At 65.6% G+C, this 22,661-nt stretch carries 13 protein-coding genes; 4 read left to right on the top strand and 9 right to left on the bottom strand.

What is annotated here, in order from left to right; all coding sequences use genetic code 11:
* Positions 1-14 precede the first annotated feature (14 nt).
* The 3 genes from E5198_RS01000 to E5198_RS00990 all read right to left on the bottom strand — a co-directional run bounded on the left by E5198_RS01000 (position 15) and on the right by E5198_RS00990 (position 2,416).
* A complete protein-coding gene (locus E5198_RS01000) occupies positions 15-701 on the bottom strand; it encodes an SLATT domain-containing protein (protein WP_136488143.1) in 687 nt (228 codons plus the stop codon).
* A gap of 334 nt (positions 702-1,035) precedes the next feature.
* The gene (locus E5198_RS00995; RefSeq protein WP_136488142.1) at positions 1,036-1,431 is read right to left on the bottom strand and encodes a hypothetical protein; all 396 of its coding nucleotides are present in this window, start codon (positions 1,429-1,431) and stop codon (positions 1,036-1,038) included.
* Positions 1,432-1,516: 85 nt separating this feature from the next.
* The gene (locus E5198_RS00990; RefSeq protein WP_218569024.1) at positions 1,517-2,416 is read right to left on the bottom strand and encodes a hypothetical protein; all 900 of its coding nucleotides are present in this window, start codon (positions 2,414-2,416) and stop codon (positions 1,517-1,519) included.
* A gap of 492 nt (positions 2,417-2,908) precedes the next feature.
* Here E5198_RS00990 and E5198_RS00985 point away from each other — a divergent pair, with 492 nt between their 5' ends.
* The 4 genes from E5198_RS00985 to E5198_RS00970 all read left to right on the top strand — a co-directional run bounded on the left by E5198_RS00985 (position 2,909) and on the right by E5198_RS00970 (position 5,002).
* Positions 2,909-3,769 (top strand): Bro-N domain-containing protein, encoded by an 861-nt coding sequence (locus E5198_RS00985; RefSeq protein ID WP_136488141.1) that lies wholly within the window; start codon positions 2,909-2,911, stop codon positions 3,767-3,769.
* 321 nt (positions 3,770-4,090) lie between these two features.
* Complete coding sequence (locus E5198_RS00980; RefSeq protein WP_136488166.1) at positions 4,091-4,324, top strand: type II toxin-antitoxin system Phd/YefM family antitoxin; 234 nt, start codon at positions 4,091-4,093, stop codon at positions 4,322-4,324.
* A gap of 11 nt (positions 4,325-4,335) precedes the next feature.
* Complete coding sequence (locus tag E5198_RS00975; protein ID WP_092428144.1) at positions 4,336-4,620, top strand: type II toxin-antitoxin system RelE/ParE family toxin; 285 nt, start codon at positions 4,336-4,338, stop codon at positions 4,618-4,620.
* A 163-nt stretch (positions 4,621-4,783) separates the two neighbouring features.
* Complete coding sequence (locus tag E5198_RS00970; protein WP_136488140.1) at positions 4,784-5,002, top strand: hypothetical protein; 219 nt, start codon at positions 4,784-4,786, stop codon at positions 5,000-5,002.
* Here E5198_RS00970 and E5198_RS00965 read toward each other — a convergent pair.
* The 6 genes from E5198_RS00965 to E5198_RS00940 all read right to left on the bottom strand — a co-directional run bounded on the left by E5198_RS00965 (position 4,999) and on the right by E5198_RS00940 (position 22,659).
* The gene (locus E5198_RS00965; protein ID WP_136488139.1) at positions 4,999-14,619 is read right to left on the bottom strand and encodes an LPD38 domain-containing protein; all 9,621 of its coding nucleotides are present in this window, start codon (positions 14,617-14,619) and stop codon (positions 4,999-5,001) included. The genes E5198_RS00970 and E5198_RS00965 overlap by 4 nt on opposite strands.
* A 3-nt stretch (positions 14,620-14,622) precedes the next feature.
* Positions 14,623-16,122: a hypothetical protein gene (locus E5198_RS00960; RefSeq protein WP_136488138.1), complete on the bottom strand. Its 1,500-nt coding sequence runs from the start codon at positions 16,120-16,122 to the stop codon at positions 14,623-14,625.
* A gap of 71 nt (positions 16,123-16,193) precedes the next feature.
* Positions 16,194-16,898 (bottom strand): DUF4124 domain-containing protein, encoded by a 705-nt coding sequence (locus E5198_RS00955; RefSeq protein ID WP_168772453.1) that lies wholly within the window; start codon positions 16,896-16,898, stop codon positions 16,194-16,196.
* A 49-nt stretch (positions 16,899-16,947) separates the two neighbouring features.
* Positions 16,948-18,855: a hypothetical protein gene (locus tag E5198_RS00950; protein ID WP_136488136.1), complete on the bottom strand. Its 1,908-nt coding sequence runs from the start codon at positions 18,853-18,855 to the stop codon at positions 16,948-16,950.
* A 2-nt stretch (positions 18,856-18,857) separates the two neighbouring features.
* Positions 18,858-20,015 (bottom strand): hypothetical protein, encoded by a 1,158-nt coding sequence (locus E5198_RS00945; protein WP_136488135.1) that lies wholly within the window; start codon positions 20,013-20,015, stop codon positions 18,858-18,860.
* Entirely contained in the window at positions 20,008-22,659 is a 2,652-nt protein-coding gene (locus E5198_RS00940) for a hypothetical protein (protein ID WP_136488134.1), read from the bottom strand. Before E5198_RS00940 ends, E5198_RS00945 begins: the two co-directional genes overlap by 8 nt.
* Positions 22,660-22,661 lie beyond the last annotated feature (2 nt).

Raw genomic sequence — 22,661 nt, 5'->3', positions numbered from 1 at the left:
CTTCCGCCATCAATCTAACTTCCTGTTGAGCACATGCAGATATTGACCTTAAACACCTCAGGATAGAACTTTGTTACCCCAATAAAATCAGTAAAAAAGAAAAAACCAATCCCCACATATAGCGCGGGAAGAAAATACATAAACCGCAACATAAGCCAGGACTTCACAATAAGCCAAACTCTCTTAACCCCATCAATATGGTAATCCCTAGACATGTGCAACCTAGATATAAGGTAATCTAAATCCTCATGATTCTCGCACGTAGAAGAAATTATCGAGTATTGCCTACTGTAATATTCAAGACCTTTCCCATCAGCATCACCCGACCGCTCGAGCTCCCTAGCCAACTCCTTCAAATCATCACCACATCTATTAAGCTTCTCAGACCTAACCTCATACCCAGCTTTAGAGATAACCACAGAGTAAACCAGCACACAGACCGCCATAAAAACCTGCATGGCGCCTGCAACTTTTTCATCAAAGCAAACCGTAACACCTGAACTTTGAACCAGCGGAATCAAAATCAACCCAAGAGAGAGAAATGTCGTAGCAAAAAATGAAGCCTCACTCTTCATATTAAGACGAATTGCAGCTCTGTATCTGCAATTTGAGGTAACCCTCATACTCAACAACAGTTTTTCACGAGGATCTTTTATCGACTTTAGACCTTTGTCCGACACAGAACCTTCACCACCTGCCATTTACTTACCCCTTACAACTGAAGTTCAAGCCCCATCCGACTAGCCTCGAGCAACAATGCACTCAAAAGCCCAACCATCACCAACACACTTACCCAAACCAGAGCAAACAAGCCAAACCTCTCATTCAAAAATGCGTCACCAGGCTCGGAGCCATCTGGGATGCGGCCCGCCTGAGAGGCTGTAGCAATAATTGGCGCAGCAGGCGAACAATCCGATCGCGACTGCCCGCCGCATGCACGGGCGCTCTAACGTGCAGCTTGAGCCAGCACCGGTGCGCGCAGCGCGGAGGAGACCCAAAAACACAGCCTTTTGGGCGGTCGGCTCGAAGCGTTTATTAGGCGTGACCCTCGTCATACCGATTGAAACGAATGACATCCTTATGTACCCCGTAGACCATCTTGGCGTGAGCGACAGGGTTGAACCAGTAGTGCATCCAGCCGTTATCAAGGCGAAGCTCCCAGTCAGTGAGCTGGCCATAGCGAGTGAGATATGCGTACACTTTGTTGATTCGCCCTTGTTCGGTTTCTCGTCCGGCGGGGTCGTCGTACCAGACTGACCGGACGACTGCGTCTTGCGGATAGACAGCCAGCTCAAACAGTGGTGCTTCAACCCGATAGCAATATTCCCGTTCGGATTCTTCGCGCGCGGGACTACCAAAAAGCCGCAAGACGGCAATGACCTCGTTGTCCTCAGTACCAACAGCAATGCGAGGAGTTACTAATGCAATCACAATAAGCACCTAACGCTTGATTAAGGGGCGGACTTTAACCCGCCCCAGCGAGCAAAGCGAACGACTTTAACCATTTGCAATGTGCTTAATAAAGCAGGCACTCATACTTCCGCGGAAGAAGAGCAAACTCACCCCATTCAACTTTTTCTATACAAAGACCTGCACCGCTTTTTGTTATCTTCCCATACATCACAACAACTCTTCCGGCAGAATTGTCATCAATCCCTTTTTCCCGCTGCTTCTCATCTGCCAACTTAAAATAGAAGTCCGCATAATCTTGGCTTGTATACTGAAGCTTGGTCATGCGGATGTTTTGCGGTGTTTTTCCCGCGTTAGCTGACCGAATGATCTTGCCATAATAAATTCTAGGAACTTCATCTTCTTCAGTTACGGATTCAATGTTTTTGAGAAGATCTTGCAGCTGAATTGCATGCTGCCCGTTTGGCATGTAAAAATATCTAGTGATATTTTCATCAAATTTATTACATATCCCTCGAATAGTCTTGAATTTGCTAGGCAGCTTGAAGGCCTCCCCTTTGTGCCGACCTATTGGCACATTGGCGACCGGGCCATCAATCTCTTCTACTTGCGAAGCATCATACTCGGCAGGGGTCTTATTTGGCGAAATTGGCCTTTCTTTTATAAAGCCCTCTACAATTACGAGCTCCTCATTCAGAATTGCGCGCTTCGCATCTTCTTCTGTTAGATATTTTTTACCTTCTGCCCTTTTGGTGCGAAGACCGCAGTCTGTTTTTATTACTCTGCTATGAGCAAAATACGCTACCCTTCCGTTAGAGGAAAACTCTTTTTCTTCTGGCGAACGAAAAAGATTTGCGAAACACTCAGGACAGAATATAGACCCCTTCATTTGCGGGATATATTCATCAATCAATACCTTTTCAGAGTTTTTCTTGAGCTGAGCTTTATCTCCACCTTGAAAAATCCAACCCTTGAGATATAGTGCAAACTTTATTCTGTTGTCCATTAGGCCTCCTTGGCTAAGACTGGGATGCACATAACTACTATTAGACGCCAAATGGCGTATAACGCCACGGACGGGCGTGGCGTATAAAATCCCTTGCCATGCTTGCTCTCCATGTCTACATCGCAGGTCTCGCGATCATCATTACCGCTTTTTGACGTTATACACCATGACCACCAAGCCCTGGCAAGCGGAGAGCCTTCCTCGTGCCGCCACCAATTGACTCCCCTCGCTCGCCCGGCTAAGGTTGCGTCGTCGCTGTCAATCCAGCGACCTGGGATTGGCCTCCCGGAAAATCCAAGGTGGGCACACCACCGCTTCGGCGGTTTTTTTGTGCCCACAGCATGGCAGCGCCTGCGTTATGGGCGGGGTCGTGTGTGGCACCCGCAAGGGTGGCCGGGTTCACCTTGGTCCCGGTAGGCCAACCCGCACGGCTCCGCTCACCCGATTGGCCTCGGGCAGCGGATCAGCTCAAGCTATCCAAGGTGTACGACCATGCAAACCGCCCAGATCATCCCCTTCCAGTTCGAAGCCCGTGAAGTCCGTACCCTGCTGATCGACGATCAGCCGTGGTTCGTTGCTGCCGACGTTGCGGCCGCGCTCCAGTATCGCGAAGCGAAGGACATGGCCCGCAATCTCGACGAAGACGAAAAGGGTCGGCAGATTGTGCCGACCCTTGGCGGTGACCAAGAGCTGCTGGTCATCAACGAATCCGGCCTGTACTCCGCGATCCTGCGCAGCCGCAAGCCGGAAGCCAAGCGCTTCAAGAAGTGGGTCACCGCCGAGGTGCTGCCGGCGATCCGCAAGCATGGTCGTTACGAAGACGCCGCCGGCCGCATGCAGACCCTGCTGGGCGCCACCATCGGCACCGACGGCTTCCGCTGCCTGGCCGCAGTGGTGGATGGGAAGGTGCGTGCTCTGCCGGCGCCAGTGCGCCGCCGCGCCAAGGCCAAGCTGTGGGCGCAGGTCCACGCGGCATTCAGCGTTGGGCGCGCTGAGGACATTCCAGCCGAGCAACTCGACGCGGCGCGCAACTTCGTCGCGGGCTATGCGATCGAGGGCGAGTTTCTGGGCCAGCTCACCGGGTTCGCCGGCGTCATCGGTCGCCCGCTGAGCCCCATCGAGCGCTGGATGGTCAGCCTCGACCCGCAGGGGCGGGAGCGCTACACCCCTGTTCCTGTCGACGCCTGCGTGATGACGCACCGGGAGCTGATCAAGGCGATGGTGACGCCCGGCGCGCTGGACGTGTCGACGGAAGAGGTGTTCGAGTTCTCCATGGCCGCCCTGGCGAACCTCAAGGTCCGCTCTGCCTCCCAAGGCATGCGCCAGCAGCAGCTGAGTGATCGCAGGCGCTGAGGCGCAGGCACGAAGAAAGGCCCCTGCCAGTGTGCGGGGGCTTTTTCGTTTCTGGACATGCAGGGCTACGCTGGACGCCGAAAGCAGATGGAGGTGGCCAGGTGCCGTGGGGCTACGCCAGCGCGTGGCGACGGCAGGTCTCCCGCGCACCACCTTGCGCATTGTTTTACGCATGATATTGCGTATACTGACTAGGCAGCGCTGATGACTGAATCCCGAATCTCAAATCTCAAATCTCAAATCTCAAATCCCGAATCCCGAGGCATAGCGCGAATGAGTGCACTTCTGAACCGGGCTGATCAGGCAGTGTCCGCCACTGCCATGGTCCGAAGCTTCGGAGCGAAGCTGAAGGAAGTCACCAGCGGAGAGGTAACCCACCTGGTGATTTTTAAGGACAACGAGCCAGCAGCAGTTCTGGTGGGCGTTGACGCCTACCAGGCGCTGCAGGATGAACTCGAAGACCTTCGCGCCGAGCGACTGGCCATTGAGCGCCTGTCCAGCCTGGACGAAAAAAATACCGTGAGCCTTGAGGACATGGAGGCTCGCTTCAGTTAGGCCCATAGCCAATGAAATGGAGCGTTCGGTTTCACCCAGAAGTTGAGCAAGACCTCAAACAGCTCGGAAGTGCTGAAGCGAGGCGAGTCCTGAAAGTGATACGCGAGCGTATCGCTGAGGGAGAACCAGACAAGATCGGCAAGCCGCTTCGTGGGGCCCTCGCCGGTCATCGCCGGATTCGGACGGGCGATGTACGCATCGTCTACCGCATCAACGGCACCGAGATCGTGTTGGTCCTGTGCGTGGGCGCTCGTCGTGATGACGAGGTCTACGAATCGGCCACCAACCGCGTCTGACCGAAACCCCGCTCCGGCGGGGTTTTCCTTTCCAGTCCACCGCGAGCAGCACGGCAGCCCCCTCTCCAGCACCTTGGCAATCAGAAAAGCCAGGGCCTGGCATCTCGGCTGCTTGCATGGCTACCCTCCTCCAGCCATCGCATCGCCAGCAGGAGAATCCCCCATGCTCAGGGTCTACAGCAGCGCCATCCTCATGGTGCTCGGCATGGTTGCCGTCGTTCCCCAACCGCTCGCAGGCATGGCGATGCTGGGCATCGGCATCTGGCTCTTCCTGAGCACCACGCCGGGCCAGCGCCATGAGGCATCCAGCCTCTTCTTCGGCCTCGCCCTCCTTGGCATGGCCATCACCACCCTGATCGCTATCGCCGACGTCTTTCTCTAGAAATCGGCCCCAGCCAGTCGAGTGATTCGCTCGGCGACCCCGTTCGCCTGCTGCTGCAGGTCATCCAGCTGAGCGCGCTTGGCGGCGGCATCCATCCCGGTGTCGCGGTACACCCGATCCATCTTCTGCCGGATGTTGCCCAGTTGCTTGCGCGCCAGCCCCAGCGCCGGCCGGTGGCGCAGCTTGTCCCGGTTCGCCTCGAGCAGCACAGCGGCCTGCTCCAGCTTCCCCTCCTCCCGGTAGCTGCGGATGGTGCGGTGGAGCTGCTCGGCCTCCTGCAGCATGTCGTAGAACTCGGTCTGGTACTGGGTCGAGCGCACCGCATCGCCCTGGTACAGCACCTTCAACACCGGAATGTCGCCGGCGCTCAGGGCTGGCCGGGCCGCATCGCTGAAGGCGCCGGCGATCTGGTTCGACATCGCCAGCACGTAGCCGCCCAGCGTGCCGGTGTAGCCCATCACCAGGTGGTCGAGCTGCTTCGGCGACAGGCCGAGGGCCGGCCCGGTCAGCTGGCCCAGGGCGCGACTCAGCGCGCTGGTGCGCTCGTCGTAGCGCGCCTCGGGCAGCTTGCCCTCGTCCGCCATGTCCTCGATCGGCATGTCGCGGAAGAAGTTGCGGTTCGCCTGCAGCTCGCGGATCGGCTGGTAGAACTGCGGCACGGGGTTGAAGGCCAGGGTCTGGAACACGCCATGGGAGACGGCCTTGGCCAGATCCTCGCCGTCCTGGCTGCCGGTCAGGGCATGCAGCAGGCGCTCCGGCACCGTGCCGAAGATCAGGCCCAGCTCGAACGGCTTCGGGATGCGGAAGTGCTCTTCGCCCAGGAAGATGTGCCAGTGCATGTCCTTGTCCCAGTCCTGCAGGGCCTGGTAGCGCTCGTCGTCATCGTTGAGGCCGGCCAGCAGCAGGGAGAACAGCGCGATGTAGGCGCCCTTCATCGCCACCTCGCGGGCGATCAGCCTCTTGTCCCCCTTCACCGCCCGGCCCAGCTTGTAGAGCCCCTGCAGACGCGCATTGAGGAACGGCACCACGTCGGTGAACCACTGCGCCGCGGCGAAGTTGCCGCGCAGGCTGTAGTCCATCAGGTCCTTGGCCTCGAACGAGGCCTGGCGCTTCGACTTGCCGGCGGCGAGTGCCGCCTTGTAGGTGCTCAGCCGGTTGGCGTTCTCGACCTTGTCGCCCAGCTCCCGGTACTTCTGCCATCCCTTCTTGAGCATTGCGGCGGCCTTCGCCGGCGTGTCCACCAGGCTGCCCAGATAGGCTTCCTGCTGCTCGCGGCTGAAGCCCTTCTTCTCCAGCGCCCGACGGATGATCTGCGCCGAGGCCTCCGGGTCGGCGCCGTGGACGTAGCCGCCCTGGAAGCTGCCGCCGGCGAACATCAGGTCGCGGTAGTCCTGGTCCTCGCGCAGGGCATCGCGCATGCCCTTGATCGAGTCCTTGCCGAGCACGAACCCGTCCTTGTTGATCATCCAGGCATGCGCCGCATCGCGGATGAAGTTGCGCAGGATGAAGTCCGGCGAGGCGGTCACGCCCGTGGTCAGGATGCGCTTGAACGTCCGGCCGATCTTGGTGATCGGGTCGTTGAAGCTCGAGCCGGCCATGAACTTCAGGCCGCGCAGCAGCGACTCGTCATTGACCCGGTAATACTCGTTCTTGCCGGCGCGCTGCACGCGGATGATGTCAGGGTCGGTCGGCGCCACCCGCGTCCACAGCTTCTCGAAGCCCTCGTTCTGCGGCTTCATCAGCTCGTTGAGCACCTTCAGGGTGTTGGCCCCGTCCTCCAGCCCCAGCAGTTGGGCGGCCAGGCGCAGGGCCTTGCGATCCTGGCGGATCTGCGCGGCGATCTGGCTGCGGGAGATCAGCACCTGCTGGTAGCGCGGGCTCTCGTCGGTCAGGTAGTCGCTGCCCTTGAGGTTGTCGACCACCTCCAGCAGCGCCTTGTTCTTCATCGCCGCGTCGATGCGCTTCGTCCAGCCGGCCAGCATGTTGGCCAGCAGGTCGTTGGTCGGCAGCTTGCCGCCCTTGAGTGCCTTGATGGCAGCCGTCTGGTGGGACAGGCCGCGCTTGGTGCGCGGCGCGCTGAACAGCCCCTCGTCGCCCTCCTGCTGGCGGTAGAACGGCACGTAGTAGTCGGTCAGCCACTTCGCACGGGCGTCCTGGTCGATCAGCCCGGCCTGCTCGGCCAGGTCCAGGACCGTCTCGTTGACCTGGGCATACTCGCGGTACACCCGTTCGAACAGCGCTTCCTTGCCGTCGGCCATGGCCAGCAGCTGGGCGATGTCCTCGTCGCTCAGGTTGTTCTCCCGGCCCTGTGCCTTGAGCAGTTGCCCGCGCTTGCCGCCCAGCCATCCCAGCCAGGCGGTGAGATTGCCCGGGCCGAGGTCGCCGAGGATCTCCAGCACGCCGCGGGTGCCGGCCTTGTAGGACACCACGCCCTCGCGCCACTCCGGCGCGCCGTAGTGCAGCACGCCGTGCATCACGTCAGCGATGCCGCTGGCCAGGCGCGCGGAGACATAGCCCTGCTGGTCGGCATCGGTGACGCCAACCGCCTCCTCGGCCTGTCGGATACCATCGAGGCCATCGAAGAGCCCTTCCCGGGAGCGGGCGGCCCAGGCGCCGAGCATGCCCTTGAGGTCAGCCTGGGTCAGGTTGCGGATGCGATCGAGCAGGCTCGCCGCCCCCTCGCCGGCCAGCCCCAGCTTGCGCAGTGCATCGCGGGTGTCGGGCTCGGTGGCCAGGCGGTAGCGGGTATCGTCGGTGTCTAGAGGTGCTTCAGTTCCGGGTCGATCGCCAGTTGCTCGTCCATCCACCTGGCCGAGGCCTCGAAACTTTGCCGAAGCGAGTCGATCTCGGATTTCGTCAGGCGATAGGCGTCCTTTGTCGAACGTGAGGAGGGTTCGAGCTTCGGACTGGGTGAGGCCTTCGAAGCCGTAGCCGAAGGCTTCACGCCACCAAGGTTCAATGTCGCCGTATTTTCCACGGACTTCCGCCAGGGTGCTGGGATCAAGAGAAAGTTTCCGCGAGTAGTTCTTGCCGGTCAAGGCAACGGCGCCGAGCACCCGGCCGCCATCGTCTTCGATGTGGGTTTTCAGTTGCGCCAGGGTGCCGCCCTGGGTCAGGGTGTCGTCGAGGATCAGATAGTCGCCAGCCGCGACCTCGCCATCGAAGGTCGGCTGATTGGCGATGCGCTCCAGAGCGTTGGACTGAGTGCGCCCGACCTTCTCCGCCTGAATCGGGGCAGTGTCCACCTGCAGGCCCAGTTGCTTGGCCAGCACCTTCGCCGCGGCGAGCGGGATTCGGTTGTCGCCCGCCCCCTCCCGGGCAAGTACGGGCACGATGCGCGGCCGGCTGCCTGCAGGGATCATCGCCCGCACCCTCTCCACGAACTCCGGCGTCACCGCATCGCGGGCCACGCGCAGCGCAGCGGCATCATCGCCGGCCTTCGCCGCGGCATAGTCCGGGTGGTTGTTCAGGAAGCTCAGCGGGTGGGCGAGTTCGACATCAGGAAACGCCTCATCCCAGCCGCGACGGGAATACCGCTGTGAACCATCGATCTTCTCCCCCTTCCCTGCTTCCCGCTGCAGCCACTGCCGCGACTGCTCGATCAGCCCCAGGATGTCGTTGTAGGTCCAGCGGACCTGCGGAAACAGCCGGCGCAGCACGGCACGGACCTTCGACACGAAGCGCTGCAGCACGCCCGGCCGGTCGCCCGATTCGGCCAGATGGGCAACGATCTCCTCGGCGATCAGCAGGCGCTGCTCGGCCTCGCTTCGGCGACTCAGCGGCGCCGCATAGGCCTCGCGGATCTGGGCGATGCGCTGGCGGCCCTTTTCGGTCGCTGCCTCGCTCGCGTAGATGCGCTCGAGGGTGCCATTCAGCTCGCTCCCCAGCACGCCGCGGACGCCCAGGTGACCGACCATCTCGTGCACGGCGGTATGCACAGCATCCTCAAGGCTATCGAGGTTGTCGGCGACCAGGTACTGGCCATCCGGGCGGAACACGCCCCGCATGTCGTCCGGCGACAAACCGTCGCTCTTGGCACGGATCCTGGCCGCCAGGGGCAGTTCCTCGAAAGACTGCACCACCTGAATGCCGGACAGCTCGGGGGAAGCAGCCAGCGCAGCAGCAACCTCGGCGGCACTCACACCGGCGCCATCGCCCAAGCGGTACAGCCCAACCCCGGCCTCGGTCTCGCGAGTCTCGATCGCACCGATCAGGGTGTCGAAAGCGCGGTTGATCGCCGCCCGCTCCAGCCCGGCGGGATACGGATAGCCTGGGTCGGTCGCCCCCTGATCGCGCTTGACCGGAGATACCAGGTAGTCGTTCTGGGCGCCCCGCTCCATCAGTCGGTCCAGCACGAAGGCCTCGAAGGACCGCGCGAACATCTCGTGGGGAGTACTCCAGTAGGGCTTGCCCTTGCCGTCCAGTGCCTGGCTGCTCTTGTAGAAACTGGTGTGCACCAGACGCTTCTGGAAGTGCTTGCGCTGGTCTTCGAGCGCAAAGCTGAGGCTGGACACGGTGTCGTGCATGTCGATGGTCTGCGCCGCATCGAAGCCGATGGCATCCGCCACGGTCTTCACGTCAGCCGGGACGTAATCCTTGTTGCGCTTGCGGCTCGGCAACTCGACATACTCGCTCTGCTCGCCAGCCATGATGCGCGCCAGGGCCGCCTCGGCCTCGGCATTGCCGGCGACCTTCTCGGCCACCCGGTTGCGCTCGAGGTAGGCTGCCTGCCGCTGGCGGGCATGCTCCACGCGCTCGGCAGCCCGCTGGCGGACCTGCTCCTCGGTCTCTTCCATCGAGCGCGTCGCGGCGCCGATGTTGACGATGGCCGTGCGGATCTCGCTGCGCAGCTCGCCGGCGGCACCACGCGGCCCGAGGTGGCTGGCGTAGGGCTTCTCCTTGCTGGCCATGCCGCCCTGCACACCGAAGTAGTGATCCAGGGCGTGCGCCCACTCGTGGGCCAGGCTGCCGGCGCCAGCGTTGCGGGTCAGGTTGATCTCGTTCACCCCGGGGACGAAGTGGGCCGCCGCCTTGCCACCGTTGCCCTGGGCACCAAATGCCAGGCCCAGCATGCCGTTCAGACTCATCGCGCGTGGTGGCACGCCCAGCACCTCGGCCAGGTCGTGCATCGCGTCGAAGGCTCGGTTCAGGTGGCTCTGCCGCTCGCCCTGCGGCACGTACTTGCCGAAGTTCACACCGCGGAAGCCGAAGGTGTCGCGCAGTTGGTCGGCAGTCACGTTCTGTCCGGCCAGCCGGCGCTCGCTGCCGGCGCGCTGGATCTCGGCATCGGCCAGCGGCGTTTCCCGAACGGTAGGCTTCACCTCCCGCTTCACGCTCGCCCGGGCAGCCTCGATGGCCAACTCCTCGCTGTCGAAGCCGCCGACCAGCCGGTTGCGCTTGTCCAGCAGCAGGAACGGCGCCCAGCTCTGCAGCTCGGCCTGTGCGGCGGATTCGGCCTCGGCCTGAGTGGCGAATTCCCGGCGAGCGCCTTCGCTGTCACGCACGGTGGTCAGATGGTTGCGGCCGTCGTAGATCATCGCCGCGTGCACGCCACGCAGCTGCTCGACGCCCGCTGCGCGCAGGGTGTCGCGCGCCAGCACACGCATGCCTTGCTTCTGCCAGGCCTCCTGCGATGCCGGCCAGCCGGCCTTGATGTCCTTCAGCGCCTTGCCGGCATCGGCCACGCTCCACTGCATCGCCTTGATGGCCCTGTTGCCGATCACCTGCCCGCGGTCATTGGCCGGCGTGCCACGCTGGAATCGGCCACCAGCGGCGATCTCGGGGAATACCGCATCGAAGATCGGCATCGTGCCGGCCTGGCGGACGAACGACAGGATGTCGCCGCTGCGCCGGGTCAGGCCGTTCAGCAGCACGACGTGGCGCTCGCCATCCTGCAGCAGCGCCTCGGCTGCGCTGCGCACGCGCTCGATGACCTCGATATAGGCCTGCAGCCCCTTCTCGGATCGATCCTTGGGCGCGGCCGGCAGGGCGTCGTAGACCTGCTTGGTGAGACGCGCGACCAGCACGGCCGCATCGCGCTGCTGCTCGGGCAGCTTCGGCAGCAGCTCGTCCAGGTAGGCCTGCCAGTCCGGCTTGGCCCAGACGCGGGCCTTGGTCACCAGCTTCGCGCGCAGCGCCTCGTTCTCTCCGGCGATCTGCTCCCACTTCAGGCCGCCGCCGCGCCAGGGGTTCTTGCGGTTCCAGTACAGGCTGTCGCCGGTGTCGTCGATCTTCTCGACGGCGGGCTTGGCCTGGCGCTTCGGCTTGTCGGGCTCGGCCTCGTCCACCAGCGCCCCCTGATCGGGATGCCGCGCCTCGCCGGCAGGAACCTGCTGGACAGCAGGGGCCTCTGCCTCATTTCGCGCTGGCTGGGCGCCAAACAGATCACTCTGCCCGCGCGCCGCCCCCACATCTGCCGGCCGGTCGCTGCCGGTCAGGGCGAAGTCGTTGAGTTCAGCATCAGCCTGGGCCTTCTGCTCGACCTTGCGCCGGGCCTCCGCCTCGGCCTGCTCACGGGCCTGCTGCTGGCGAGCCTGCTCAGCTAGTCCTGCTTCGGTTTGCTGCTGGAGCTGGAAAGTCTCTCCAACATCTTCTCCTGCAGGGCGACCTTCTCGGCCATCAGCCTGCCGTAGCTCGTCATCACGGCGGGCGGCGTCGGCTTCGGTGGCAAGCTCTCCATCGACGACGGTTTCTTGCTGCTCTCGGACATCTTCAATGGCTCCATCAAGGTGTTCGCTGCGGGCGGTCATCGCCTCGTCAAAGGATCGCGCGTCGGCCGCGGCATCCGGGCCGTACTCGGCCTCGATGCGGGCGTACTCGGCCTCGCGCTCGTCGATGGCCCGGGCGACGGCCTCAGCATAGCGGTTCAGCAGTTCCTGTTCAGCCTGCTCGATCTGCCGGGCCGAATCCGGCGCGTAGTGCGCCCGCCCGCCCAGCTCGTCGCGAATCGCGGCCTGCAGCCAGGAGACGCCGCCATCCTTGTCCATCTCGCCGGCCGGCACGTAGCCGTGCTGGTCCAGCAGCGACGCCATGTCGTCGAGGCTGGTGCCGGTCTTGTCGCTCCACAGCGCGCCGACGCCCGGGATGTTCTTGTTTCCCTTGGTGTCGCCGGTAGTGTCCTGCCGCCACTGGCTGGTGATGCCGCCGAGGCGAATGGCCGCCTGCACCACGCTGTCCCGGTCGCGGTCCACACTGCGACGCTGGCCGCGCTGGGGCGTCTTGGGCTGGCGGCCAATGGTCATGGGCTGGGCGCCGGCCTCTTGGGTAGAACTGGGGAACTCGGCCACCATCGGCAGCAGGTCGCGAATCGGCGCCTTGAGGCGGATCACCCGCACCTCGCCACCCGCCTCGCGCTTGGCGAGCCACTGGTGGTGGCCATCGACCACGTGACCATCGCTGGAGACCAGGATGGCCCGGTCTCCGCCGGTGAAGCCCTTGGCCTGTTCCACCTTCTGACGGGAAAACTCGGCCTGCGTGGGCTTCAGCTCGGCTGCCGGCACGCTCTGCTCCTCATGCTGGATGCCCCGAGCGTTGAGGAAATTCACCATCGCCCCTCGGTGCTCAGCCTTGATCTGCGGCATCTCGGCGCGCGGGATGGCCAGGGTGCCGGACTCCGGTGCGAACTCGGACCACTCGCTGTCGATCTCCCGTCCGGCAATGCTGGGCGCGGGCGGCGGCAATTGGCGGATGGCGAAGGTCTCGCCCTGCTCCTCGACGGTGAACCGCTCAGGCGCCGGCAGGCTCTTGCGGGCCAGTTCGGCGGCGCCGCGCTTCTTGAAGGTGGTGCCCAGCGCGCGCTGCTCGCGGGGCGACAGCTCTCCCTCGATGACCCGGCCGCCGATGGCCTGCCGGGTTGCGCCTGGCTGCATATCGCCGGCGAGCAACTCGCCTTCGAGAACACTGGAGCCGTCGGCGCCAGCCACACCGCGGGTGTCCGGCTGTATCGGCATCGCACGGTTCTGGCCGTCGAAGGTCTCGCCGCGGCCAAGCCCGGCGCGCAGCCCCTGCGGCACCACCTCACCGCCCAGCAGCTCGCCCTCGCGCATCAGCTGCGGCCGGACGTCGGCGCCGATGCCGCGCTGGCCCGCCGGCTGTTCGGCCGGATCGCCCTGGACATCACTCAGCAGCTCGCCCTCCAGCGGCTGCGGCGGCACCTGGTCGATGCCCGGAAAGCGGTCGTAGGGGTCGCTGCTGCGGTTGTTCGCCGGGTTGACCCACGGGTCGCGCTCGCGACTGGTGAAGCCGTTGCCGGCGGTGTAGAAGTCGCTTCGCTGGTCGCCGATGGCCGGGCGCTCCTGCTGCTCGGCTGCCGGCTGCTGCAGGGCCAGCAGCTCGCCGCCCAACCGCGCGCGCTCGGCCGCCAGCACCGGCGTCATGCCGCCCAGACGTGCACGGCGCTCGACGTCGACAATGGCCTCGCGGATGCGCGCTTCCTCAGGGCTGACCGGCGACTCCTGCGGTGCCTGCTGCTGGTCGATGCGTGCAGCGTCAAGCACCGGGGCAGCCGACGGCAACATGCTCGCCGCGGCCGACAGCGGGCCGTTGGCCGGGTCGGGACGTTCGACCGGAGCCGGCGCGGGGTTCTCGGCACTCGGGGTTGGCTGGATCAGGTCGGGGCCGGCGGTGCCCGGCTGCTCTTCGGGGGCGGTCCCTTCTGCGGACTGATCGGTCTGCGCAGTGGACTGCCCACGCGGGATCACGTTGATCCCGGCGCCCAGCGCCGAACCAGCCAGCGCCCCCTCGACACCCGCGCGCGCCGCCCCTTCCATCAGCGGATTCTGCTCGGCCCAGTTCTGCCACATCTGCTCCTGCACGGACTGCGGCAGCTCCTCCAGCAGGCCCTCGGTGATGGCCCCGCCAGTCATGCGGCGGGCCAGCCCTGGCGCCTCGCTGGCCGAACGCTGGATGCCGCCGGCCAGAGCACCCTCGGCGTCGATCAGGCCAGCACGCTGCGCCACCCGCGAGCCAATGCCGCCCAATGCGCCGCCGATCACACCAGCGCCAAGTGAGGCAGCCGCCGCGCGGCGCGCGTTCACGCTGTCGTCGATTTGCTCCATGGTGCCGCCGGCGATCACCGCGCCCTCGCCGATACCGGCGCCGAGCGCTGCCTGCCGTGCTGCCTGCCCCGCAGTGGCCGGAGCCGCCAGAAGGCCAGCGCCCCGCGCCGCACCGAGCACGGCACGGCCAGCGAGGCCGCCCGCCGCCATCTGCGGCAGCGACTCAACCACCTTGCCAGCAACATAGCCGGGGTTGCTCATGTAGGCGCCGGCAATCTCGGTCGCCGTGCCGTCCTCCCACACCTGGTCGATTTCCGCCTGCGCCGTCTGCCGCTGCGGGCTGTATTCCTGGCGAGCTTCCTCGGCCCACTTCGAGGGCTGGAAGCCGGTCAGCTTGCCGATCTCGTCGTAACCCTCGGACACCATGCGCCGCCCGGTGACGGCTGCCACGGGAATGTCCAGCAGCCCGGTGACGATGCCGGGCAGCTGTTGTACGCCGCGCTTCAGGTCGGTGCCGAGGTCGCCGGCCAGGCCGGTGTTGCGCCTGGGTGCTTCCAGATCATCGAACAGGCCGCTGGAGGCCTGCGAGCCCTGCGGCTCCATATCGTCGAACAGCCCCATGCCTTAACCCTCCAGCCCGCGGCCGTATGCTTCTTGAAATCTGCGCTCGACTTCGGCGCGCTTGCTTGGATCAGCGGCGATGATGCGGCGAGCTTGGGCCTGATCTGCCTGCAGTTGAGGAGTGCTGCCACCTGCGGGGCTCTGCTCGATGAACTGTCCGGTCTGGTTGTTGAGCACGCGCGCCGGGCGGTTGACCACGGTATTGGCAGCTGCGTCGTACTCCTGGCCGCCGGGTACTACGGTGAATCGGTTCGGTGCCTCCTTCCCGGTGAGGGTGCGAATCTGCTCGGCCAGCGCGCCGCGCTCCTCCGGGGCGGCCTGCTCGTAACGCGCATAGAGGTCCGCCACCTGGCGCTGCTGGGCCAGGGACAGTTCGCCGGCCTCGAGCTCCAAGCGAGTGCGCTGCTCGGCACCGGCCATCTCGCGCTCGCGCAGCCCGCGATCCAGGCCGGCGTCGATGCCACGCTGCCGGAGCTCCGCGCCGCGCAGGCCCAGCTCATCGGCCTTGAGCCGCTGGCCAGCCTTCGCCAGTAAGGCCGCCTGCTGCTGCGTCGGGCTCAGCCCGGCGATGCTCATCCGGCGCCGATCCGCGGCCTCCTCCATGCGGGTGTCGCCGCCGCCGACCACGGTCACGCGCACGCCGCCTGGGCTGCTCTGGCTGCTCTGGCTGCTCTGGCTGCCATGCACGATTCGCATGCCAATTCTCGGGTCTTGCGCTCGAATCGTGGTCAGCCCGCCGCCGATCCCGTCTCCGACACTGCCTATGGCGCGCTGCGGGCCCGCTCCCTTCATGTCGGCCTCGCGGTTGCTGAACTCGGGGACGCCATCGGCGCCCATGCGTCCGACGATCTCGCCGCCAGCGCGGCCGGCGCCGATGCCGGTGCGGCTCCAGCCGGGCAGGCCGCCTGACTGTTCCGGGCTGACAGGCGTTGGCTGGCCGCCCGGCGCTCCACCAGAGGCAGTCCCACTGGCGCGCCCGGCCTGGCCTGACGCCACGCTGGCCAACGGCTCGACGGTGTGCAGGCCGGCACTTGGCCGCATGACCCCGCTGATCGGACGCTTCAGCCCCGCATCCACGGCTCGCTGCGCCATGTCGAAGGCCGCGATACCACCGGCCTGCTGCTGTGGCGTCGGGCCAGGCCTGGCCGCCTCCTTGGCGGGCGTGCTGTAGTCGGGCAGATTGCTGTCGAAGGTGGTGTTGCGGGCGAAGTTGAGGCCGGCAGCTCCAGCGGCGGCGAGTCCCTTGATTGGCGCGGAGAGGATGCCAGCCGCCAGGCCGCCAACGTCCTGCTTGAATGCGTCCGTGCGCTGGTGTGAGCGATCCCAGGCGGCCTTGTCGGAGTTGGCCTTGATCTGCTCGGGGGTAAGCATCACGCCAACCGGGGCAGCGGCCGTGCGCGCCGAGGGCAGGCCACCGGATGACGGCGCGGGCGCGGTGGGAGCGGCGCCGGTCTGCCGCCGCTTGGTCTGTTCGAGTTCGCCGGGAAGATCGCTGGTAGCCATGGGGCGCTCCTGTAGAGGGTCGCCCCGAGGCTATGTGACTCGGCGGTGGCGGCAAGGCCGCCGTCAGTCTGTCACGGGCAGATCATCTGGACGCCGATCTTCTGGCAAGCTGGCCCACCCGATGTTGGAACATAGGTATCCCCGCCCCCCTCGGCGTAGCGTCCGCCCAGGTTGTCCCAACAGCCTCCAGGGTCGCAGCTGGTGATAACTCTGGGCTGGCCCTGATCGCCCCTCGACGAGTTGCGTCTGCTATCCAGATACGCCCGCCCTTCCGGCGTCATGGCCGCCGCTATCTTGGCGGCATTCATGGCCCCTGCTGGATTACCTCGATCGGCCGCGGTAACCGCATCCTGGGCAGCCATCAACCCTGCCCGGGTGCGCGGCGCGAAGCCGACCAGCCTGGCCGCCGCACGATAGGCGCTCGCTGCGCCCGGATGCTGCGCTCTGCCTGCCAGGCCAAGCAGGCTATTGACCTGAAACTGGATGCGCTCCTCGTAATCGCTACTCTCGCCGACTACAGTGACCCGCCCTCCTGAGTCATTACTTCTGCTCGGCGCATCTTCACTTCTGCTCGGCGCATCTTCAGGTGCCGTGCGATAAGGCTCGCTGGACAGAGTGTTGGCCGGCGCCACCCTGATCAAGGTGGCCGCACCATCCTCTGCTGGGCATGGCACGTTGGAGAAAGTTATGGCTCCAGCATCATCCACGCACTTGAAGACCTGGGCACTGACCATCAGCGGTGCCAGGCAAAAACCGAGAACAACGAATCTGACCATATGAAGCCTCCATGCTGGTTCATGGCTGGAGGCTATCACATGGTCAAGATCAGTCGCTGTCGCCATACTTGTAGCTGTAGGTGGTGGTTGTGGTGCGGCTGTAGTTCTCATCAACACCGCCGGATGCGCTGACGCTGGCACCGATGTTCACAGCGCTCAGGGCGCCGGCCGCCATTTGCGCGCCGTACTGCCCCATCGCCTTGGCCGACTCCAGCGCGATCTGCGTTTCCTGCATCGAGCGCTCCAGCTTGACCTGGTACTCCTTGAGCTTGGTTTCGGCATAGGCCAGGTTGGTGCGCAGGGTTGCCTCGACATGCCGGGCGCGCAGCTCGCTCTCGCTCTGCTGGGCGCGCGCCTTCGAGTCCCATGCCGACAGCCGGGCGCGGAAAACGTCGGCATCGGTTTCCAGACGGCGGAACGTCACCTGATTGCGCTGATCCACGCCGCGCAGCTGGGCCTCGTAGGCGGACAGCTGCACGCGCGCCGCCTCGGTGGCGATCTGGGCGGTAGCCCGCTGGGCGTCGGTCTTCGCGGTGATGGCTCGCACAGTTTCCGCGTAGGCGCGCGTCTGCGCCTCGAACACGTCGGCCTTGGCGCTCTCCCCTCGCAGCCTGGACTCGTAGGCGTCGAAGCGGGCCTTCTGCGCCTGCAATCGCTCGGCGTATGCCTGCACATCGGTGCGGTAGGCTTCCAGCTGCACCCGCGCCGCCTCACTCTTGAGCTTGGCGCCATCCATCATGGCCTGAAACACGGCCACGTCCGCCTGTACCGCCTGCAGCCGAGCCTTGAACACCTCGACCTTCTGCGCGTTGATCTGCCCGACCACGGCCTGCGCGTCCACCGCTGTTCGGTAGGCTTGCAGCCTGGCCTGCACGCCTTCCAGCTGGGTCCGGTAGACCTCGACCGTCGAGCGAAACGCCTCGTTGCGGGCATTGAACACGGCCACCCTGGCATTGAGCAGGCTGATCTGGCTTTCCGCGTGGAAGCGTGCCGCCTCGTACAGGCGCTTGACCGAGTTCTCGAACAGGTTGGTGGTCAGCCCTTCCAGAGCCAGGCCCTGCTGCACGGCGAACCGCAGGTTGTCGATCTCCCACTTCGTTGCCTCGATCAGTATCTCGCGGTTCAGCTCAGCAGCCCGCAGCTGCCCCTGCTCGCGCGCCACCGACACCTGCTTGGCCAGCATGCCGGGCGGCATGTCGAAGCCGCGCGCCGCCCAATCGGCGAACGCATCCTGCACGGCGCGCTCCACATCGGCGCTCGCGCGCTCGCGCGCCCTGGCGAACAGCGCCTGCTCCACCGCGGGCGGCAGGCCGGTGCCGCCGGCCATCATGCGGCGCACCTCGGCCAGCAGCTCGTCGAGCACCTGCGAGCGGTAGGTGGGCTCCGTCCAGTTGACCAGCACGCTGTCCGGCACCGAGAAGTCCACCGCCGGCGACGTGCCGTTGAAAGTCGGCAGGTCTGGGAACTCGAAAGCCGGCACGTTGATGGCCAGCAGCGCCTCCATTTCCGGCAGCGCAGTGGACGGCGCCGCCGGCAGGTCAACCGTCGTGTCGATCGCAGGCCGCGGCGGCGCCACCACGGCATCCTCTGCCGGTGCCTCGGGGATATGCAGCAGCGGCGCCTGCGGGGCGGACGGCAGGTCGCCCAGCGACAGATCCAGATCCCTGATGTGCTGCAGCAGGTCGTCGACACCGGCAAACGCCGGCACGTCCAGCAGCGCGCCGACCTCCAGGCTGGTGCTGGGGATCGGGTCCAGCTGCAGGGTCAGCTCGGGCGCCTCCGGCATGGCAATGGTCGGCGCCTGCGCGACCTCCGGCAGGCGGATGGCTTTCAGCTCATCCAGGGCTTCCGTCAGATAGTCCCGGTAGTCGTCGCCGATCCGGTTGATCCGCTCGCGCTGGTCGTCGACGGTCTGCTGCGCGTGGGCGTAGACATTGGCAGGTCCGTTCTCGCTCATGGTCATGCTCTCCGGCTGGTGGAAACCCCTACCAGCGCCAGGTCGTTGATGTGCGCGCGCTGGCCTTCCAGGCGCAGGGTGAAGGCGAAATGCCGACCACGCAGGCCGCGGCCGAAGTCGACTCGGCCGCTGGTCAGCACGCTGGCCGGCTTGTCCGGCAGGTGGTAGGTCCAGCGCTCGGTGGCCTGGCCGCCCTGCGTCTGCGCCACCTCGATGCTCGCACGCCCCTCCAGCTCGTAGGCCAGGTAGGCATGCTGCGGCCTGGCCAACTGCTGCCCGAAGTCGATCTTCCCGGTTTCCAGCCGGGCGCTGATCGGCTCATTGCTGCCGTCCAGGGCATACACCCCATCCGGCGCCGTCAGGTACACCACCCCGTCGATCACCGTGGCGCTGCTGAATCCGAAGGGGGCGTATCGGGTCAGCGCCCAGCCGTCCGCCTCGCTGACCCACGCCTGCCCGGCGATCACCGTCGCCAGCACCTCGTCGGCGACCTCGGCCGCCTCGGCCAGCAGGCCGACCGCGCGCAACGCGCCGAAAGCCTCGTCGGTGGCACGGGCGCGCTCCGCGGGAACAGCGCTGGCTGCGGCGCTGCCCAGCAGCTCGTCGGCGGTCAGCGCCTGCTCCAGCAGGAGGCTGCCAGCCCGCGCCCGTCCCAGCGGCAGATCGTCGGCCTGTGCGGACTCGGCCAACAGCTCACGCACGGCATGCGGCAGCGCATCGCCAGCCGCCGCGCGCTCGGCCACCAGGATCTGCGCGCGCAGCGTGCCCAGCGCATCGCCGCCGGCCACGGCCTGCTCGACCAGCAGGCCAGGTTGCCGGTAGACCAGCGCATCGGCGAGTTGCGCCGACTCCTCCAGCAGGGCGCCCAGCCGGTGCGCGCTGGCATCGGAAGCCCGCGCCTGCTCCAGCGTCAGCCCGCGGGTATGCATGGCGCCCGTCGCCAGATCGGCAGCCGCCGCGGATTCCTCGGCGATCAGCAGGTGACGGCCGATCACCTCGTCCTGGGCCAGCGCGCTGGCAGACGCCAGCGAGCCGATGCCGATGGCCAGCGCCAGCACGCTGGTCCGGCAGGCTTCCTCGACCAGGCCGAAGAAACCGCCGTAGGCTTGGTCGGCCGCGACGGCAACCTCTACTGTGTCGTCCCGATAGTTCTCACTCATTGATCACCCCGATAAAGAACGGCATGCGGCGCGCGCCAGACAAAAGGCTGTTGCCCCAGGACTTGCCGCCGGCGTCGCTGACTTTCAGGAAAACCGCATCGCCACAGCAGTTGTGCGTGGCCTCAACGCGGAACAGGCCGCCACCCGCGTCTGGCGAGGCGTCGGCGTAGTGCGACCAGATCCCGCTGCTGCTGACCAGTCGCGCGGCGTCCAGCATCGACAGTTCGAGCCGCGAGTCGTAGCCGTTGGACTGGCTGGTGCTCCAGCCGCGCAGATCCTGGCGTGGGCAGTAGCCACCGCCCCACACCTCGCCGATCTCGAACGGCGGCACCCAGCCGCAGTCGGCCGGTGCGCTGTTCAGCAGGCTGTCGATGTACCCGGTCTGCCGCCCGGTCATGCCCCAGCCGCCGCTATCGGCGAAATCCGAACAGGCGCCAGGGTTGTAGAGTTCCTCCACCACGTCGTGGTAGTCGTCCTTGCGCCGATCCGCCGGATTCGACACCTGCGCGCCGGTCGCCAGCATCTTCTTGAAGGAGTGGATGCGGTAGGACGTGGGGTCGATCACCCCGCCGACGCTCTTGCCGTAGCTCTCGAGCTTCTGGCCGAACGTCTTGTGGCGAGCCCACAGCAGGCCGTTGCGGGACAGGAAAGGCACGCACCCACCCAGCGTCAGCGCCTGGTCGGTATCGACCCGGGTCGTGACCTCATGCAGATACCAGCGAATCCGCCAGAGGGAGCCGCCGTAGGTGTAGAACAGATACTTGTACTGCGGTATCTGCGCGCGCGGCTTGCTGTCGTAGCCCAGGTCGCGGCCCTCGGTGCGCACATGCGTCCGCCTCCCGCCGAGCACCTCCCGGTAGTCGAAGTCGGTCGTGTAGAACTCGCCGGCGATGCTTTGCAAACCCTCGTAGGTGGTGCGCTCCCAGGAGCCGACGATCATGCACTCCTCGTAGTCGTCCTCGCCGCGCTGGTAGAAGCTGCGGCGGTCGCGGGCCTGGCGCACCACCTTGAGCTGATTGCCGACATAGTAGGTCCAGATGATCGTGTCGAAGCGCTCCGGGTAGTGGTAGATGCCCGGCGGTACCGGATCGAGCATGTTGCGGATGTCCGGGTTGATGCATGCATCCAGCATCGGCTCGGGAAACTTGATCGTGTGCGGCCAGACCGGGCCGCTGGCAGTGCGGGTCACGCTGCCGGAATGGCCGGCAAGCGGCGGCAGCTCCAGCTGGTCCCAATAGTCGACCTCGGCCACCATGCGCTCGGGCGCGAAGGCCATGGCACGGGCATGGATCAGCGTGGCCTCGACCCGCTGGAGCTTGAAGCGCACCGCCAGGCCCGGCTCGCCGCGCAGGGCGGCCTTCAGGGTGCTCAGGTACTCCATGACCCGCGCCGTGTCGCCGCCCCAATCGGCCGGTGGCCGATCCGCGGCCTGGATGGCCTGCAGGCGCAGCTTCATCTTGTAGGTGTGGCAGTCCACCCGGTTGAGGGTCGCATGCCGCTCCAGGCAGGTGTTGTGTGCCTCCTGGCCGTGATCGGCGAACGCCCAGCCGGCGGCCGTGGTCATGCCGACATGGCTGTAGAAGTCGGCGGTGTCGCAGAGCTTGATGACGGCCCCGGCTCGCAGCCAGCACTGCAGGTCGCCTCCGGTCGGGAACGGCTCTCCGCTGGGCATGCCGCCGAAGCGGTCCAGCAGATGCAGGATCTCGTCGTCGCCGACCTCCTCCATGTACTCGCGGAAAGCGCGAGTCGTCGTCTCGGGGATCACCGGCAGCGGCATGGCGTGAACGCCGAGGGGGCCGACCTGCAGCAGCCACGGCTTGCTCTCGCTGTCGAAGCCGACGGCGTGCGTGGTGGCCCAGCCGAACCCGTACTTGATCTCGCCATCGGCCGGCGGGCGCCCCTTGTAGCCCGGCAGCGCGCCGTCACCGCGCAGCTCCTCGGTGATGCGCGAGCGATAGGGCTCTGGCACCCGCAGCTCGGCGACCTCCAGATACTCCGGCACGCTGGCCGGCGCTCCGCTCAGCATCAGCCCCTGCAGCCCGTAGCCGGCCACCGTCTGCACCACCGCCGCCATGGCCCCGGAGTACCACGTCGGGTACTGCTGGTGGTACTGCGTGTAGATGCTCCCCGGCGTGGGCTGCATCGGCGCCAGGTGCGCCGAACCCGGCCCATAGGGCACGACGAAGCGGGCCAGTTCGACCCGTTCCGGCACCGCATCGCTGCCGAAGCGGATCGCCCCGGTTCCCTGGCCACCGGCCTGGCTGGTCGACGCCCCGACCCGGTAGCCGGCCAGCCGCCGCCGGCAGGTGCGGGTCAGCGCAAGCTCGATCTTGCCGCCAGCCTCCGTGACGCCCTTCACCGCTCCCCCGGAGAACAGCATCGGCAAGCCGAGGCTGCCATCCGGCGGTTCGGGCAGTTCGGCGCTCTGCGCGCCCGGCTTGAAGATCAGGGTGCGCCGGATGCCGCCGGCGTCGACGGCCACCACCTTGCCGCCGCCCGGCAAGTCGCGGACCAGCTTGAGACTGTCCACCCCGTAGACGGCACGCAGGTTGGCGAGGCGCCGCATCAGCAGGTTCGCCGCCGCCTCGTCCTCAAACGATGCGGCCCCCTGCACGGCGCGACCGTGCGGCAGCGGCTCGTGCATGG

The sequence above is a fragment of the Pseudomonas sp. A-1 genome (assembly GCF_004801855.1).
GTDB lineage: Bacteria > Pseudomonadota > Gammaproteobacteria > Pseudomonadales > Pseudomonadaceae > Geopseudomonas.
Note: the sequence above shows the minus strand (reverse complement) of the source record. Positions and strands in the feature narration are given on the sequence as shown.

Bases quoted from the DNA above. Each gene is read 5' to 3' on its own strand.
- E5198_RS00975 (WP_092428144.1), top strand. From the start codon at position 4,336: ATGAAATGGAGCGTTCGGTTTCACCCAGAAGTTGAGCAAGACCTCAAA.
- E5198_RS00990 (WP_218569024.1), bottom strand. From the start codon at position 2,416: ATGGACAACAGAATAAAGTTTGCACTATATCTCAAGGGTTGGATTTTT.
- E5198_RS00945 (WP_136488135.1), bottom strand. From the start codon at position 20,015: ATGAGTGAGAACTATCGGGACGACACAGTAGAGGTTGCCGTCGCGGCC.
- E5198_RS00960 (WP_136488138.1), bottom strand. From the start codon at position 16,122: ATGGCTACCAGCGATCTTCCCGGCGAACTCGAACAGACCAAGCGGCGG.
- E5198_RS00985 (WP_136488141.1), top strand. From the start codon at position 2,909: ATGCAAACCGCCCAGATCATCCCCTTCCAGTTCGAAGCCCGTGAAGTC.
- E5198_RS00950 (WP_136488136.1), bottom strand. From the start codon at position 18,855: ATGAGCGAGAACGGACCTGCCAATGTCTACGCCCACGCGCAGCAGACC.
- E5198_RS00980 (WP_136488166.1), top strand. From the start codon at position 4,091: ATGGTCCGAAGCTTCGGAGCGAAGCTGAAGGAAGTCACCAGCGGAGAG.
- E5198_RS01000 (WP_136488143.1), bottom strand. From the start codon at position 701: ATGGCAGGTGGTGAAGGTTCTGTGTCGGACAAAGGTCTAAAGTCGATA.
- E5198_RS00970 (WP_136488140.1), top strand. From the start codon at position 4,784: ATGCTCAGGGTCTACAGCAGCGCCATCCTCATGGTGCTCGGCATGGTT.
- E5198_RS00965 (WP_136488139.1), bottom strand. From the start codon at position 14,619: ATGGGGCTGTTCGACGATATGGAGCCGCAGGGCTCGCAGGCCTCCAGC.
- E5198_RS00940 (WP_136488134.1), bottom strand. From the start codon at position 22,659: ATGCACGAGCCGCTGCCGCACGGTCGCGCCGTGCAGGGGGCCGCATCG.
- E5198_RS00955 (WP_168772453.1), bottom strand. From the start codon at position 16,898: ATGGTCAGATTCGTTGTTCTCGGTTTTTGCCTGGCACCGCTGATGGTC.